Annotated in this window: 16 protein-coding genes; 11 read left to right on the forward strand and 5 right to left on the reverse strand. The window is 48.3% G+C overall.

The window, feature by feature from the left end:
- The 10 genes from KDK15_RS16035 to KDK15_RS16080 form a co-directional block, all read left to right on the forward strand.
- On the forward strand, window positions 1–1,532 hold a 1,532-nt coding region (locus KDK15_RS16035; protein ID WP_257296395.1), incomplete at its 5' end, for a type II and III secretion system protein family protein.
- Window positions 1,529–1,810, forward strand: a complete 282-nt coding sequence (locus KDK15_RS16040) for a hypothetical protein (protein WP_257296396.1) — start codon at window positions 1,529–1,531, stop codon at window positions 1,808–1,810. The genes KDK15_RS16035 and KDK15_RS16040, both read left to right, overlap by 4 nt.
- 13 nt (window positions 1,811–1,823) lie before the next feature.
- Complete coding sequence (locus tag KDK15_RS16045; protein WP_257296397.1) at window positions 1,824–3,074, forward strand: hypothetical protein; 1,251 nt, start codon at window positions 1,824–1,826, stop codon at window positions 3,072–3,074.
- Window positions 3,075–3,095: 21 nt separating this feature from the next.
- A complete protein-coding gene (locus tag KDK15_RS16050) occupies window positions 3,096–4,370 on the forward strand; it encodes a CpaF family protein (protein WP_257296398.1) in 1,275 nt (424 codons plus the stop codon).
- Window positions 4,370–5,278 carry a type II secretion system F family protein gene (locus KDK15_RS16055; protein WP_257296399.1) on the forward strand — a complete coding sequence of 303 codons (909 nt, stop codon included), beginning with the start codon at window positions 4,370–4,372 and terminating at the stop codon, window positions 5,276–5,278. The genes KDK15_RS16050 and KDK15_RS16055 overlap by 1 nt, the downstream gene beginning before the upstream one ends.
- A 9-nt stretch (window positions 5,279–5,287) precedes the next feature.
- The gene (locus KDK15_RS16060) at window positions 5,288–6,166 is read left to right on the forward strand and encodes a type II secretion system F family protein (protein ID WP_257296400.1); all 879 of its coding nucleotides are present in this window, start codon (window positions 5,288–5,290) and stop codon (window positions 6,164–6,166) included.
- Window positions 6,159–6,971, forward strand: coding sequence for a lipopolysaccharide assembly protein LapB (locus KDK15_RS16065; protein WP_257296401.1), 813 nt, complete (start codon window positions 6,159–6,161; stop codon window positions 6,969–6,971). The genes KDK15_RS16060 and KDK15_RS16065 overlap by 8 nt, the downstream gene beginning before the upstream one ends.
- Before the next feature lie 15 nt (window positions 6,972–6,986).
- Complete coding sequence (locus KDK15_RS16070) at window positions 6,987–7,484, forward strand: TadE/TadG family type IV pilus assembly protein (RefSeq protein WP_257296402.1); 498 nt, start codon at window positions 6,987–6,989, stop codon at window positions 7,482–7,484.
- Window positions 7,465–8,061 carry a tight adherence pilus pseudopilin TadF gene (gene tadF, locus KDK15_RS16075; protein ID WP_257296403.1) on the forward strand — a complete coding sequence of 199 codons (597 nt, stop codon included), beginning with the start codon at window positions 7,465–7,467 and terminating at the stop codon, window positions 8,059–8,061. The genes KDK15_RS16070 and tadF overlap by 20 nt, the downstream gene beginning before the upstream one ends.
- Before the next feature lie 11 nt (window positions 8,062–8,072).
- Window positions 8,073–9,416, forward strand: a complete 1,344-nt coding sequence (locus tag KDK15_RS16080; RefSeq protein WP_257296404.1) for a pilus assembly protein — start codon at window positions 8,073–8,075, stop codon at window positions 9,414–9,416.
- A 259-nt stretch (window positions 9,417–9,675) separates the two neighbouring features.
- On the opposite strand, the gene KDK15_RS16085 is transcribed toward KDK15_RS16080, so the two are convergent.
- The 4 genes from KDK15_RS16085 to KDK15_RS16100 all read right to left on the reverse strand — a co-directional run bounded on the left by KDK15_RS16085 (window position 9,676) and on the right by KDK15_RS16100 (window position 12,759).
- Window positions 9,676–10,053 carry a DUF971 domain-containing protein gene (locus KDK15_RS16085; RefSeq protein ID WP_257296405.1) on the reverse strand — a complete coding sequence of 126 codons (378 nt, stop codon included), beginning with the start codon at window positions 10,051–10,053 and terminating at the stop codon, window positions 9,676–9,678.
- An 85-nt stretch (window positions 10,054–10,138) separates the two neighbouring features.
- Window positions 10,139–11,476: an HslU--HslV peptidase ATPase subunit gene (gene hslU / locus KDK15_RS16090; RefSeq protein WP_257296406.1), complete on the reverse strand. Its 1,338-nt coding sequence runs from the start codon at window positions 11,474–11,476 to the stop codon at window positions 10,139–10,141.
- A gap of 28 nt (window positions 11,477–11,504) precedes the next feature.
- Window positions 11,505–12,047 carry an ATP-dependent protease subunit HslV gene (hslV, locus tag KDK15_RS16095; RefSeq protein ID WP_101749044.1) on the reverse strand — a complete coding sequence of 181 codons (543 nt, stop codon included), beginning with the start codon at window positions 12,045–12,047 and terminating at the stop codon, window positions 11,505–11,507.
- Window positions 12,048–12,153: 106 nt separating this feature from the next.
- Entirely contained in the window at window positions 12,154–12,759 is a 606-nt protein-coding gene (locus KDK15_RS16100) for an SPOR domain-containing protein (protein ID WP_257296407.1), read from the reverse strand.
- A gap of 204 nt (window positions 12,760–12,963) precedes the next feature.
- Here KDK15_RS16100 and argS point away from each other — a divergent pair, with 204 nt between their 5' ends.
- Window positions 12,964–14,706, forward strand: coding sequence for an arginine--tRNA ligase (gene argS / locus KDK15_RS16105; RefSeq protein ID WP_257296408.1), 1,743 nt, complete (start codon window positions 12,964–12,966; stop codon window positions 14,704–14,706).
- Between the two features lie 236 nt (window positions 14,707–14,942).
- Here the strand turns inward: argS and KDK15_RS16110 are convergent.
- On the reverse strand, window positions 14,943–15,515 hold a 573-nt coding region (locus KDK15_RS16110; RefSeq protein ID WP_257296409.1), incomplete at its 5' end, for a hypothetical protein.

Here is a 15,515-nt window from a genome sequence, read left to right on the forward strand (position 1 = left end):
TCAGGATGAACGGAGATCGAGTTCAAAATGTTGAAATTAATTCGGGACAATTCCTTAGCTGTTGGGTGTTGGCTGTCACGGCATATCTCGGAACAGCCAGCAGCCAGCAGCCAGCAACCAAAAGCCAGCAGCCAAAAGCCAAAAGCCAAAAGCCAACAATAGATGACAGCGGTAATGAGAGCAGTATTATGAACAGGGTTGGGAAAATCGGGTGGGCAGGATGGTTGCTCATTGTCATGCTAGGGTATTCGGTGGTTGCGGCGGCAGCAGTCACCAATCTGGGGGTCAATGAAGCGAAGACGCTGAAATACCCCAATAAAATCGACACCGTATTTATTGCCAATCCCGAGGTGGCTGATTATCAGGTGGTAAAAGGCAATCGGTTGATTATTTTCGGTCATGAGGTCGGCAGCAGTTCCCTGGTAGTTATTGGCAGTGATGGCAAGGTGATTGATAACCGGACGCTGGTGGTGAATAAAAGTCTGGCCATTATCCGCCAGCAGTTAAAATTACGCTTCCCCGAACAAACCATTGAGGTTTTTAACCTGGGTGATCAGGTGGTCTTAACCGGTACGGTGCCTTCTGAGCAGGTAAAACAGGATATTTACTACCTGGTGGGTGAACTGCTGAACAAAGATGTGGAAAAAGAAAAACTGACCTGGGAAACCGATGACCGGACGTTTGATCTGCGCTTTATTGAAAAGCGGGAATACCAGGGTGTGGTCAACAATATTGAAGTGTCAGAAGCAAAGCAGGTGAATGTGAAAATCACCATTGCTGAGGTCTCTCACTCTTTTATTCGTCAGCTGGGTTTTAAATGGGGTACCCGAAATGGCGGTTCTTTTGTAGCCGGTGAATTTTTTGATTTACTGGGACAGATCAGTTCCAACGATATTGCCCGCTATATATATGCTGCTGATGATGACACCATGGGGCAGGTGCTGGCCGAGCCTAATCTGTCGGTTATTTCCGGTGAGACCGCTTCGTTCCTGGCCGGTGGTGAAGTGCCTATTGTCACCCGCATAGACGATACTTATGAAATCACCTACAAAGAGTTTGGTATTCGCCTGCAACTGGCGGCAGAAGTTCTGGAAGACGACAAGATTAATATAGCCATGGAGCCCGAAGTCAGTGCCGTTGATACCAGTTACGGCAACAACCAGCTGAATATTCCTTCCTTTAGAACCCGCAGGGCAAGAACCACGGTGCAACTGGGCGATGGTGAGAGCTTTGTATTGGGTGGACTGCTGAGCAGTGAAGACCGCGAAGCACTGTCAAAAATCCCTATGATTGGTGATGTGCCCATTCTGGGTGCACTGTTCCGCTACACCAAAAGTGAAAGAATCAAATCGGAGCTGATCATTGTTGCCACTGTCAATCTGGTCAAGCCTGTAGCGCCTGACCTGGTTGAGCTGCCGGTGATGAGTCGCAGCAATACGTTGATGCGTTACTTCCATATAGAAAAAGATGCCAAGTCACCCGTTCGCAGCAATGCCCGGTTGATTCTGTCTTCAGGAGGATTCAAGCAATGAGAGTATTACTCCAATCAGGATGTATCCTGCTGACAACATGCTTGATGATAGCAGGTTGTGACAGTCGCTTTGCCAGTTATCAACCGGCCACTGCCAAGGTGGTTGCCGGTGATGATGGCTACTCAGTACACACTGTGCCCTGTCCGGCCATGGATATTTCACCAGCCCGAGACGAAGAAATCTATGAAGGTTGCGTAGTTGAGCATAACCGCTACAAGTCCATGGTTCATCCGGAAAAAATGCTGCCTGCCAACAAGCAGACAGTAAAGCAGCGATAACAGGAAGGTTATTATGCTCAATTTACCTGAAATAACGGTGCCCGCTCAGGTTTTCGGTAATAAGCCTGTTGAAGAGCCCCGACGCAGACAAAGCATGGTTCTTTATCAGACAGGCGCCTGCTTCCGGATGCTGGAAGAAGCGTTACTGTTTGAAGGTATGGAAGCTCCGCAAGGTCAGAAATGTACAGACGATGGGCTGGCAGACCAGGTTACGGCGGCCAACAGTGCGTTTCTGTTCGCTGAATGCAGTGGTGATGTGGTAGAAAAAGCAATCTCTCTAAAACACCTTGTTTCGCGAGAAAGAACCGTCATTTTAATTGGCAGTGAAGATAAAATGTCCACCGCCCGGGAAGTGGAAAAACTGGGATTTTATTATCTTTACTGGCCTGCCAAGAAAGACGATATTCTATCGCTGTTGCACCATATCAACGATGATGTTAACCGCAGTCATTCGGTTAACCACGCCCGGGCTGCCATGAGAATTGGTGTTGTCGGTCTTAAGGGCGGTAGTGGCTGCACTATGATTGCCGGGGAGCTGGCCTACAGCCTGTCCCGGGAGAGTCAACAGCAGGTGATTTTGGTGGATCACGGCTACAAAGGCAGCAATATGCATATCATGCTTGGCAAGCGTGATCTGGCCAGGCGCAAGATGACCGACACCGCTGTCAGTCACCACTCCCTGACCAATACACTGGATCATATGACTGCCCAGAGCCAGCTAACTGAACTGGATCCCAATATTCGTTACCTGGGGCTGGAATCTGATACCCTGACACCGGTTGAACTCTATGAATACAACAACCGCTTGTTGTTGGCTCTTAGCTATGATGCCAACTTTATTATTGAAGATTACTCTGCCTCAGTGAAAATTTACCCTGATCCCAGAGAGATCTGTGATCTGGTGGATTGTATTGTGATGGTGGTTCAGCCTTCACTGTCAGGCTTGCACGAGTCGAAAATTTTTCTGCAACAGTTTATGGAAGTGAATCCTGAGATGAAGAGTCCTGCTCGCCATATCATTGTGCTCAACCATAATGTTGTCAGCCATCGGATTAATCGCAAGGCAGTGGAAGAGTACCTCGATCAGCCTGTGGATATCGAAATACCTTATTACCGCAAAGCTGAAGAATACCTGACCACCGGCAAGCGCTTTATTGATGGCAACGCCAGGCAGGCAACACCCTTCAGGCAACTTTCCCGCAAGATTATTGGTAAGCCTCTGGTTGAAGAGTCTTTACTGAAGAAATTATTCTGGGCCTCCTAGTAGTAACAATGAGGTATCGCCATGCCAGGTGTGCAGGATGTATATGAAAGGGTGAGAAGCAGGATATTTGATGCGCTGGATGCCGAAGCGGTGACCAGTCTCCCTGTTGAAACACTCAAAGAGCAGCTCAGAAACGGTGTGGATGCACTGGTCAGCCGGGAATCAATGTCAATCCCGGTTATGATGCGCACAGGGTTTGTTGAACGGCTGGTCGATGAGATTAAGGGCTTTGGTCCCCTGCAACCGTTGATTGATGATCCTGATATCTCCGACATTATGGTCAATGGCCCTGACTGTGTGTATGTTGAGCGCAAGGGACAGATCACCCGCAGTGATGTGGTGTTTATCACTGAGGCTCAGCTGCTGGGTATTGCCAAGCGAATAGCCGCCTATGCCGGGCGCCGGGTGGATGAATCCCAGCCACTATGCGACGCTCGTCTTCCTGATGGCAGCCGGGTTAATATTGCCATTCCTCCCATCGCCCTGGATGGTTCAGCCATATCTATTCGAAAATTTGGCCGTAAGGATATGAAGCTGGAGCAGATGATTGAGTTCGGTACGCTCAGTCTGCCAATGGCCAGAGTATTGGCGGTAGCAGCCGGTTGTCGGATGAATATCCTGGTCTCAGGAGGTACTGGCTCCGGTAAAACCACTATGCTCAACGCACTGTCTCATTACATATCTGAAAATGAGCGGATAATAACCATTGAAGATGCTGCCGAACTTCGTCTGCAACAGCCCCACGTAGTGCGAATGGAAACCCGCCCTGCCGGTATTGAGAATACCGGGGCAATAAACCAGAGAGATCTGGTGATCAATTCGCTGAGGATGCGCCCTGACCGAATAATCCTGGGTGAGTGCCGCGGCCCGGAAGCGTTTGAAATGCTTCAGGCCATGAATACCGGCCATGATGGTTCCATGTCGACCCTCCATGCAAATTCTCCCAAAGATGCTCTGGCCAGGGCGGAAAGTATGATTTTGATGGCCGTTCCTAACCTGCCACTGGAATATATCCGCGGAAACGTTGCCAGCGCAGTAGACATGATTGTGCAGGTCAATCGCCTGTACGATGGCTCACGCAAGATTACCAGTATCTGTGAAGTGATGGGCGTTGAAAATGAGCAGGTGGTTCTCGAAGAAATATTCAAGTTTGAGCCCTCTGCCCATCAACCCAATGAATCGGTAACCGGACAGTTTAAGACCACTGGTTTGATTACCCGTTCTGTACTGAAAAAGAAAGCCCGGCTGTTTGGTATGGAAAACGTACTGGATCAGGCTTTCCGGGAGGTGCTCTGATGATCTGGTTTAGTTTAATTGGTTTATCCATAGTCATGCTGTTACTGGCCTGGCAGGGCAGAGAAGAACCGCTGTCGTTTCTTAAATCAGAACAACAGCAGGAAACCATCAAAGAGGCTAAAGCCCTGAATATCCGTCTGTTGACAGACCAGCCCCTGAAGGCACGTATCAGAATAGGGCTGGAAAATGTCAGAAGTCGTATTGGTGAACACCTGGGTTTGAAAGTGCTGGCATTTTTTCTGGTGGTGGCCGGATTAACCACGATGATTCAGCCTTATCTGATTCAGTTACACCCTCTGCTGCTTTTTCTGGGGCTGCTGGTGGTTTTACTGTTTGTCTGTTTACACGGCCTGCAAGCCCGTGAAAAACGACAGTTTGATGCTTCTTTCCCCGATGCCCTTAATATGCTCTCTGGTGCCGTGAGTTCTGGAGAAAGTCTGATGCAGGCCATTGTGTTTGTCGGTGATGCGATGGAAGGTGTGGTAGGTACTGAATTTAAACAGATGGGTCACCGGTTGAGCATAGGCCAGTCACCGGATGAAGTTTTGCAGAAATCATGTCTGCGTTTCCCGTACGGTCACTTTTACTTTTTTGCTATTACTTTGCGGGCAAATATTTATCGGGGTGGTCAATTAAAAGATATTATGCAGCGGTTGAATCAGGTGATGTTTAACAGTCATGCGCTGATAAAAAAGAAGAAAGCCCTGACAGCTGAAGCGCGTATGTCAGCTTATATCGTTGCGGCAATTCCGGTGTGTTTTGTGATTATGATGAAATACGTCAGCCCGGCCAACTTTGATTTTGTTGTCAATACCGGTGAAGGTCAGAAGCTACTTTATTATGTCGTTATCAGTGAGGTGATTGGCATGGGTATTATCTGGCTGCTTATGAAACGGGTACAGAGTTAAGGTACTGCCATGAATATGCTCACTAATTTGCTGCAAAACCCAATGGTGCGAGTGGTTATTTCATTACTGGTGGCCTTTATTCCTGTACTTTTGCTCAATCGTTTTTTTATTCGTCAGATGTCTCGATACTGGCTTGGTTTCAATGATGGTGCCATGGGCTGGAAAAGGCTGTTTGCCTCAATGAATTTTCATTTTTCCTATAGCAAGGATGTGGAACTCAGCTTTATACGTGCCGGTATTTATAATCCCCGTCTGGCTGCGTTGTATTTCCCCGCCAAAATCAAGGTTGGGCTGCTGATATTTGTTATTGTGTTTTTTCTGGGAGAGCGATTTGGTATTGCCGAGCCGATGCAGCGGCTTGCCGCCGCCTTTGTTGGCATCGTGCTGGTGATTTTATTGCCTGATGTGTGGTTGCAGCATCGGCAGAAAAAACGTATCCGCAAGATTTCCACAGAGTTGCCTTATGTGTGTGATTTAATGTCAGTTTGCGTTCAGACGGGTATGACCATTGAAGCTTCCATGACTTATCTGGCCAGTGAGCTGCAAAGTTTTGATCAGGATCTGGCATACGTCATCCGACGTGTGGATACCCTGTCCAGGGTAGCCGGAATGCAACATGCACTGGAAGAGATGGCAGAGCACTACCCGACCAATCAGGTACGTAGTTTTGTGTATACCCTCAGCCAGAGTTTGCAGTATGGTAGCTCAATTTTTGAAGTATTGACCCGACTGTCAGCCAATCTCCGGGAAATTGAGATGCTGGAGCTGGAAGAGAAAGTGGGGAAGTTGTCGGCAAAAATGTCGGTGCCGTTGATTCTTTTTATTATGTTCCCCATTGTTTTTCTTATCACGGCTCCGGGAATTATAAGGATGATGGGTAATGGATAAAAACCCAAATATTACCGGCAAAATTCGCCATGCTTTAGCTATTGGCCTTTGCCTTTCTGTTCTTCTGCTTCAGGGTTGTGCTACCAATAGCAGCTCAGATAGTCGTCGTGCTGCTGATGCTCCTGTCTTGGCTGATTCGGTAGCTAATGAATCTTTGCTGAAAGCGGCTGGCAACCATGCGGGGCTGGTAGAACTTTATAAAAACCAGTTAAAGACGGCGCCAGACGTACAGACAGAGGATGCCAGCCGTTATCTTCTCGGGCAGGCTTATCTGGATGCCCGGGATCCTGACTCAACACTGTTTTACATTAATCCGGTGGTAAGCGCCGGGCGAGCCAATGCCAAAATGCTGTTACTGCAATCCAGAGCTTATCTTGATCTGGAACAACAGGGAGATGCCTTGCAGGCCGCCGTTGATGCCATGGCGCTTGATCCGAAGGATCCTCATATTGCCAACCAGCTTGGCCTGATTTATGCGGATATGGGCTCTTTCAGTGAGGCCCGGCGCTTTTTCCACAAGGCCAGACAAGGCATGTTGGACGATGTCATTGTTATGAACAATCTGGCCATGATCGATATTCTCGAAAAGAAATACCGCAGTGCTGTTGAGCGTTTGATGCCGCTGTACAACACCGGTCAGGCGGATGACCGGATTACCGCCAATCTGGTGGTGGCGCTGGTGCTGGGTGGTATGTATGAAGAGTTTAAAGCAGTGTATACCGGTGCCCGGACGGAGCAGGAAAGAGTGCAGCTGTTCAGGGCTTTGTCGGAAATGAAAGCAGTCAGTTTATCGGCTGCTCAATGATGTAACCGGATAATCATGAAACGGATAAGACAAAAACGGATAAAACAAAGAGGTGTGGTCGCCATTGAAACAGCCCTTGGCATGTTTGCTTTTCTGCTGATGATTTTTTATTGGATGGAAGTGAGCTATATGGGGTTTGTTTCGGCACTGGTGGATTATTCGGTGACTGAAGCGGGACGAAGTGCCAAGGCGTCAGAGAGAGTTGACTACAAAAAGATTTTCGAAGCAGCTATTAAGGATACCAATTCTTTGTGGGGGAGTTTTATTGATGTGGATGATCTCGGTGTTGAGACCAAATATTGCAAAACTGTTGATGATTTAGCCAGAGAAGCCTGCAACGGTGCAAAAACGAACTCTCCCATCGCCATTTATCGGGTTTCTTATGATTATCAGCCATTGTTTCTATCTCTTTTTATGGGCCAGAAAGAAGCAAATGCAATGAAAATCAGCAGGGAAGTCATCACCATCCAGGAGTATGAGAGGTCTGAATTTAATGTTACATCAGGCAGCTAACATTCTTATTGGGGAAAATCCAAGGAAAAATCTCAGGAACAGGCAGCAGGGTGTCTTCATGGTTGAGTTTGCTCTGGTTGCTTCCATCTTAGCGCTGTTTTTGATGTTCTTATCAGATATTGTGGTTAAGGAAAATACCCAGGGGCATTTGCAGAGGCTCAGTTATTCCGGTGTCAATATTATTAAGGAGCGGACACAGCTTTATGGCCGAAGTGAGAAAGCAACCAACGCACAATTTTATCAATTGTTCACTCTGTTAAAAAATTCCATGAAGCGAAATATGTCTGAATTTGAGTCAGACAAGTTTAATATGCATCTTGAACAAGAGTTGTTAAATTGCAATGGTTCCGGAGTCTGCGTTCAGGTGTCCCAGTCTCCGTTGTTTTCAGATGGTGGTTGTACACCTGAAAAATCACTGAGGGATAAAAAAAGGGAACTGTACTTCAAAACCAGCCGGGGGCGTCCCCCGGCGCTATATCAGGTTACCTTATGCTATGAAGGCCAGAACTGGTATGGCGACTTGATCGGCAAAGATTTTAGTAAATTACGGGCAACTTCCGTGATGATGGGGCGGTAAGTAAAGAGGTAATGATGAAACAGACAAGAGCAGCATTTCCTCAACAACAAAAAGGCGCAGCGGCCATTATGTTTGCCTTGATGCTGCCTGTGCTGGTTGGGCTAATGTTTTTAAGTATTGAAGGAGGACGTTATTTGCGCCTGAAAGCCGAAGTAGCTGATGCGGCTGAGGTAGCGACTCTGGCCGTGACTGCACAAGGTAGTGAGGATCCAGATAAAAGTAAAGATCTTGCCAAAAAATATATGGATGCTTTGGTGCATGACAAAAGCAGTATCGATTCGGTGGAGGTTGAAAGACAGTATACCGATGGAGAGTCTTTGCAGTTTAAGGTCGATGTTACAACGCATCATACCAGCTGGTTTCCAAAGTCAAAGGCTAACCCTTTTGGTTTTGAGCCAGAAGTTCAATTTACTCCCAGCCAGACTGCCAGGAAAAATCAGAGTACAGCTGTTGATGTGGTGCTGGTGGCTAATTTTTCTAACACTATGAATGAGTGGTGGCATGCTGGACAGGGTAGGAAGATAGACGCTCTGCGAAGCATTGTTAACGGTGTAGCGGACAAGTTAACAGACTATGCAAAATTAAATGGTGGAAAGAGGCAGAATACCCTTTCATTAGTGCCTTTCAATCAAGTAACAAAGAACAAGGAATGGGATGGCAGGAGATGGCGTTATTGCTCGGTTTCTCAACGAGTACCTAATTATAATAAGCCTTGGTTTTTTGGGGTACATATTGAAACCTATAAGAGAATGTTTGATGAAAAGCGGTGTTATAAGAAAGTTTTTACAAATGCTGAAGGCAATAATGTTAATAATGTTGGTGCTGCTGATCAGTTCTGGACAGTAAAGCCGCGTACTGATTATGAATCAATTAAACGAGAAATTAATGGTATGAAACCCCGTGGAACCGCCGCAAGCTTTGAAGGTATTATGCGCGGGGCTCAATTGGCAAAAAATGGAATGAACCCAAGAAGATTAATAATCGTTCTTTCAGATGGAAAAGACCATGGGGTGTTGCCAATTAGAAGAAGAAATAAATATTTTTATACGCAACATGATGTTTATTCTAGTTATCATATTCATACCAGACTTAATGGTAGTCAGGTAAAATACTGCGATAAAATAAGAACTGAGCTAAATAAACCTAACTCGCCTGGTGGTCAAAAGTTCCAGTCAAAAATAGTGGGTATTGGCATCGGTTATGACCCCACCGCTGGGCGCCCAAATCTTGCACATTGTGCCGGTAAAGACAATATGTATATGTATCACGCCAAAGACGGGAACGAAATTCTGGATGGTATTCTCGGCCTTATAATGGAGGAAGAGATTGGTCATTTACACACGCCAACTACCTGATATACAGCCTCAGTAGCCTACAGCTGATAACACCAGTTAACAGCAAACACACTGAAAATGGTGGTAATCAGTCCACCAAAAGTGAACCGGTATTGGCGGTACATGCCGCCAATTTCAGGAAAACCGGGGCCGTGTCTTGAATCTTGATTGTTTCAAACCCCCACTTCAATTCCGGTGAATAAACGTTCCTTGTCCGGTGGAAGACGGGTAAGTGCGTGCCTGGCTCAGAGGTTTTAACGACAATCGTCTTGTTAAAAATTTACTGAAAAAAACGAACCACGGAAACGTCCGGATCACGACTGGCACCCGCATCCCTCAATGCCTGCAGGTACTCATCCCACATCGTCGCCTTGTTATGACACAGTTCATAAAGGTAGCCCCAGTCATAAATCCCACTGTTATGCCCATCATCAAACATCAGCTTGATGGCGTATTGACCAACCATTTCCACACCGGTGATAGCCACATTCAGTTTACCGGTCTGCAAAACAGGGTTGCCATGACCACGAACCTCGGCAGAAGGGCTTAATACTCTGAGAAACTCTGCCTCCAGCTGGAACGTGTCATGACCAAACTGAATTTCCAAGGTTTTGGAGCGTTTGTGCAGTTTAATGGCGGATGGAATTGGGGTAGTCATTTCGGGCGGGGCTTCAACTCATTAAGTAAGAGTAAGAAACTGAAAAGGAGTGACCAGCAAGACACTGACCACTTCCTATCAAACATCAGAGGATATAACGACTCAGGTCTTCATCCTGAACCAGCTCACCCAGGTGTTTATCAACATAAGCCGCGTCAATCTTCAGCGGCGCTCCATCCTGGGCAGAGGCCAGATCTGCAGCACCAAAGGAAACCTCTTCCAACAGACGCTCCATCACCGTATGGAGACGGCGGGCACCGATATTCTCAGTGCGTTCATTCACCTGCCAGGAAACCTCCGCCAGGCGGCGAATGGCATCGTCGGTAAACTCGATAGTGAGTGATTCTGTGGCCATCAGCGCCTGGTACTGTTCCGTCAGAGAAGCATCCGGTTCGGTCAGAATACGCATAAAGTCATCAGAAGAGAGCGCTTTCAGTTCAACACGGATGGGCAGGCGTCCCTGCAGCTCTGGAATCAGATCGGAAGGCTTGGCCAGGTGGAACGCACCGGAGGCAATAAACAGAATGTGATCCGTCTTCACCATGCCGTACTTGGTAGAAATGGTACAACCTTCAATTAATGGCAGCAGGTCACGCTGAACGCCTTCACGGGAGACATCGGCAGTGGAAGCACCTGAGCGCTTGGCCACTTTGTCAATTTCGTCAATAAAGACGATACCGTTCTGTTCAACAGCGTCCACTGCCTTAGTCTTGAGCTCGTCCTCATTGACCAGCTTGGCCGCTTCTTCTTCCTGAACCAGACGCATGGCATCCTTGACTTTCAGCTTCCGCTTTTTGGATTTACCGGTGTTCAGGTTAGAGAACATGCTCTGCAGCTGGCTGGTCATCTCTTCCATGCCAGGAGGTGCCATGATTTCAACACCCATGGCCGCTTCACGAACATCAATCTCAATCTCTTTATCGTCCAGGTCACCTTCACGGAGTTTTTTGCGGAATACCTGACGGGTTGAGTTGTCCTGGGGCTGAGACTCTTCACCAAAAGAACGGGGAGGCGGCAGCAGTGCATCCAGAATGCGCTCTTCAGCGGCATCCAGCGCACGGTGGCGAACGCGCTCCATTTCCATCTCACGGAGCATTTTGATGGCAGCGTCCATCAGGTCACGGACAATGGACTCGACATCACGACCCACATAACCCACTTCCGTAAACTTGGTGGCTTCCACCTTGATAAACGGTGCATTGGCCAGTTTGGCCAGACGACGGGCAATCTCGGTTTTACCAACGCCGGTGGGGCCGATCATCAAAATGTTTTTCGGGCTGATCTCGTTACGCAGATCTTCATTCAACTGCATTCTGCGCCAGCGGTTACGAAGGGCAATGGCAACGGCACGTTTGGCCTCGTCCTGGCCAATAATATGTTTGTCCAGCTCGTGGACAATTTCACGGGGTGTCATATCTGACATATCAGAAACTCGTTAGATAGCTATTGTTTCAAGCTGCAGGAAGCTCTTCGATGACTTGGTTTGAGTTGGTGTAGACACAGATATCTGCGGCAATACCCAGACTCTTTTCAACGATATCCCTGGCACCCATTTCGGTGTTGTGAAACAGTGCCTTGGCAGCTGCCTGGGCATAAAAACCACCGGAACCGATGGCCAGGATGCCATCTTCCGTTTCCATCACATCGCCATTACCAGTGATAATCAGGGAGGCAGTGGCATCAGCAACAATCAGCATGGCTTCCAGCCGTTGCAGGGCTCGCTCGGTTCGCCACTCTTTGGCCAGCTCAACCGCTGATTTGGTCAGTCGTCCCTGGTGTTTTTCCAACTGGGCTTCAAAACGCTCAAACAGGGTGAATGCATCGGCTGTGCCACCGGCAAAACCGGCAATCACTTTACCTTTATGCAGTCGGCGTACTTTGTGGGCGTTGCCCTTGATTACGGCATCACCCAGCGAAACCTGGCCATCACCACCGATCACGACACTGCCGCCACGACGTACCGACAGAATAGTTGTGCCACGATACTGTTCCAAGGCTCGCTCCTTATTAAAAAAACGGATAACAGGGCCTTATATGGGGCAGGGAAATAAATTATCAAGAGGGGCGGAAGAGAAAACCCGCCCGGAATTGCGCTTTTTCCTATTTCAGCTGTAACAGAAGACTATCAATGTTCTTGCTGGCCAGCACTTCCTGGGCATTCTGCAGTGAGGCCCGATCGGTAAATGGTCCCAGCTGCACCCGGTGCCAGGTTTCCCCTCCGCCAACGCTGACTTTCTCGACTTTGGGTGTCAAACCTTCCAACAGCAATTGAACTCTGAGTCGCTCAGCATCCTTAGAGCTGCGGAAGGAACCGGCCTGCAGAAGATATTTTTTAGGACTGGCTGTCGCTGCCGGTTTCTGATCCAGCTTACTGCTCGCTGTTTTGGCAGAGACCGCTGCCGGTTCCCCTTTCGGTTCCGGCTCCGCAATTGAGACCGTGACTTCTGACTCGGGAAGCAGGGTATAAAAATCAAACACCGGCTGATTATCTTTTTTCTGCTCATCCCCGGACGATGACTTGACCTGCTCGGCTACGGTCCGTACATCTTTGGCAGAGGGCGTCAGCCCTGCCAGAAAAGCAGCAAACACGCCAATAACCAGACCAGCCAGCAGCCAGGCCCAGTTTGCTAGAGACACACCGGCTGATTTACCGGCATTGGTCGATTTACTGGCTCCCCGCCTGCTATTGTTTGATCTGGATGTCATATCTATCAACTTTTGTTTTGTCAGGTCTTTCTTCAGTCAGGCTCTTTATGAACACAACCCAATTAAAGATACCATTATCTCCAGCCTCCCTGATATAAGTTCAAGCACTGCTATTTGAATACGCGCTTCTATTGAGACCAATGGCCTTTTTCGGTAGCATTCCCGCCATTTAAATTCCAGCGAGTTTTAACCAAGGACTCATGCATGAATATTCTCAAGCTGCTTGAAGACAAGGTCATCAAAGCGCTTATTGCTGCGGGTGCTCCAAAGGATACCCCGGCCATGGTTCGCCCCGGCACACGGGCAAACTTTGGTGATTACCAGTGCAACGCCGTGATGGCTGCTGCCAAAAAAATGGGCATGAACCCTCGGGAACTGGCGCAAAAAGTGATGGACAATCTTGACCTTGATGGCATTGCCAGCAAGGTTGACATTGCCGGACCCGGTTTTATTAACATTCATCTCGCTCCCCACTGGCTGGCCAGCAGCCTTCTGTCTGCCATCAAGGATCCCCGGGCTGGTGTTGCGGAAACCGGCGACAGGCAAACCGTGGTTGTTGATTACTCAGCACCAAATGTTGCCAAAGAGATGCATGTGGGCCATCTGCGCTCCACCATTATCGGCGACTCAACCGCCAGAACCCTTGAGTTTCTCGGGCACAAGGTGATCCGCCAGAACCACTTGGGGGACTGGGGTACGCAATTCGGCATGCTGATCGCCCACCTGGAAGAACTCGAGAAAGAGAACCAGGAAGCCATGAGCATGGAGCTTTCTGACCTGGAAACGTTCTATCGCGAAGCCAAGAAGCATTTTGATGAAAATCCTGACTTTGCCACCCGCGCCAGAAGCTATGTCGTCCGTCTTCAAGCCGGTGACGAGTACTGCCTGAAACTGTGGAAAAAGCTGGTGGATACCACCCTGTCACACAACCAGGATATCTACGATCGCCTGAATGTCTCACTGACCGCTGCTGATGTGATGGGTGAAAGCGCCTATAACGACAGCCTGCCCGTCATCATCAAGCTGCTGGATGAACAAGAACTGTTGAGCGAAGACAAGGGTGCCAGGGTTGTCTTTCTGGATGAGTTCAAAAACAAGGATGGCGACCCAATGGGCGTCATCGTCGAGAAGTCCGGTGGTGGTTTCCTCTACACCACCACTGACCTGGCGGCGATCCGTCACCGCTGCCATACCCTGAACGCCGATCGCGTTCTCTATTACGTAGATGCACGCCAGGGACAGCATTTCGACCAGGTATTCACCATTGCCCGCAAGGCAGGATTTGCTTCTGACCACGCTTCACTTGAGCACCACGCCTTTGGCATGATGCTGGGCAAAGATGGCAAACCCTTCAAAACCCGTGCCGGCACCACCATCAAGCTGGCAGACCTTCTGGACGAAGCGGAAGAGAGAGCAGCAGCCGTGATTGCCAGCAAATCCGGCGATCTTTCCGAAGAACAGAAAGTGAATGTGATTCGCTCTGTGGCCATTGGCTCGGTAAAGTATGCAGACCTGTCCAAAAGCCGGACCAGTGACTATGTGTTTGACTGGGATAACATGCTGGCCTTTGAGGGCAATACCGCACCTTACCTGCTCTATGCCTACACCCGGATCATGAGCATCTTCCGCAAGGCCGGTATCATCGAGTCTGACCTCACTGGTGATATCCTGATCGAGAACGATGCTGAACGGGAGCTGGCTCTGAAGTTGTGCCGCTTCAGTGAAACCATTGAAACCGTTGCCAGGGAAGGTCTGCCACATCAGCTGTGCGCCTATCTGTACGACATCTCCGGTGCCTTTATGAAGTTCTATGAAGCATGCCCGGTGAACAAGGAAGGCGTTTCTGAAGCCCTGCGCAACAGCCGCCTGCAGATCTGCGCCCTGACCGGCAGAACCCTGAAGCTGGGTCTTGGCCTGCTGGGGATTGAAACGGTCGAGAAGATGTAATACCAATCGAACTTAATTACCGTTTGTATTGAGCGGAATCGAAGTACAGAGGAGGCTTCCATCCTTCCTTCAAACCGCTCGGAATGCAAGGAATGCAGGGTATTTGAACTTTCCTGCATTAGCTTCCTGCGTCCTTGCAACGATTGCAAATAATGATCTTGATCAACTTGCGCCCGCGTCATTTTTTAATGCAGTATTCCAGTATTGTTAAGCACAGGCCTTTTGCATCATTCAATTCAGCGCGTTGAAACATCATTTGCATCAATCTGTTTAACCAACTCCTTGAGCCCCAGACGTTTCCTACTCAAAGCACTGACAAGCTTTGATTCCAGCTCTCTCGACTCCTGAGATTTAGTGACAACCTTTATATCTGTATCATTATAATATTTCGAAATCACAATAATGACAGACTTTTTCTCATTGCCGGATCTGATGGCCACCTGTTTAGTCGACGAGTCATCTTCAAAAAATTGTTTACTTGAACTTGAAAAGGAGCCATAAAACCGTTTAGATTTTATTGAACCATTGACAACACCCCGATCATAAGTACCAACGATCTTGGCATTAAGTTCTGCCAGAACATCCATGATTATTTGTTTATCTTTTTTACTGCCAGTCGCCGAAAAGGAGCTTGTACCAGACGCTGTACCTGAACCATAAGCAGACGCACCTGAACCAGGATAAGCTGACGAAACTGAACCACGGTAAGCTGGTGCAACTGAATCAGGATAAGCTGACGAACCTGAAACAGGAAAAGCTGACGAACCTGAAACAGGATAAGCTGACGAACCTGAAACAGGATAAGCTGA

Origin of the sequence: Endozoicomonas sp. YOMI1, from assembly GCF_024606345.1 — a bacterium.
GTDB lineage: Bacteria > Pseudomonadota > Gammaproteobacteria > Pseudomonadales > Endozoicomonadaceae > Endozoicomonas.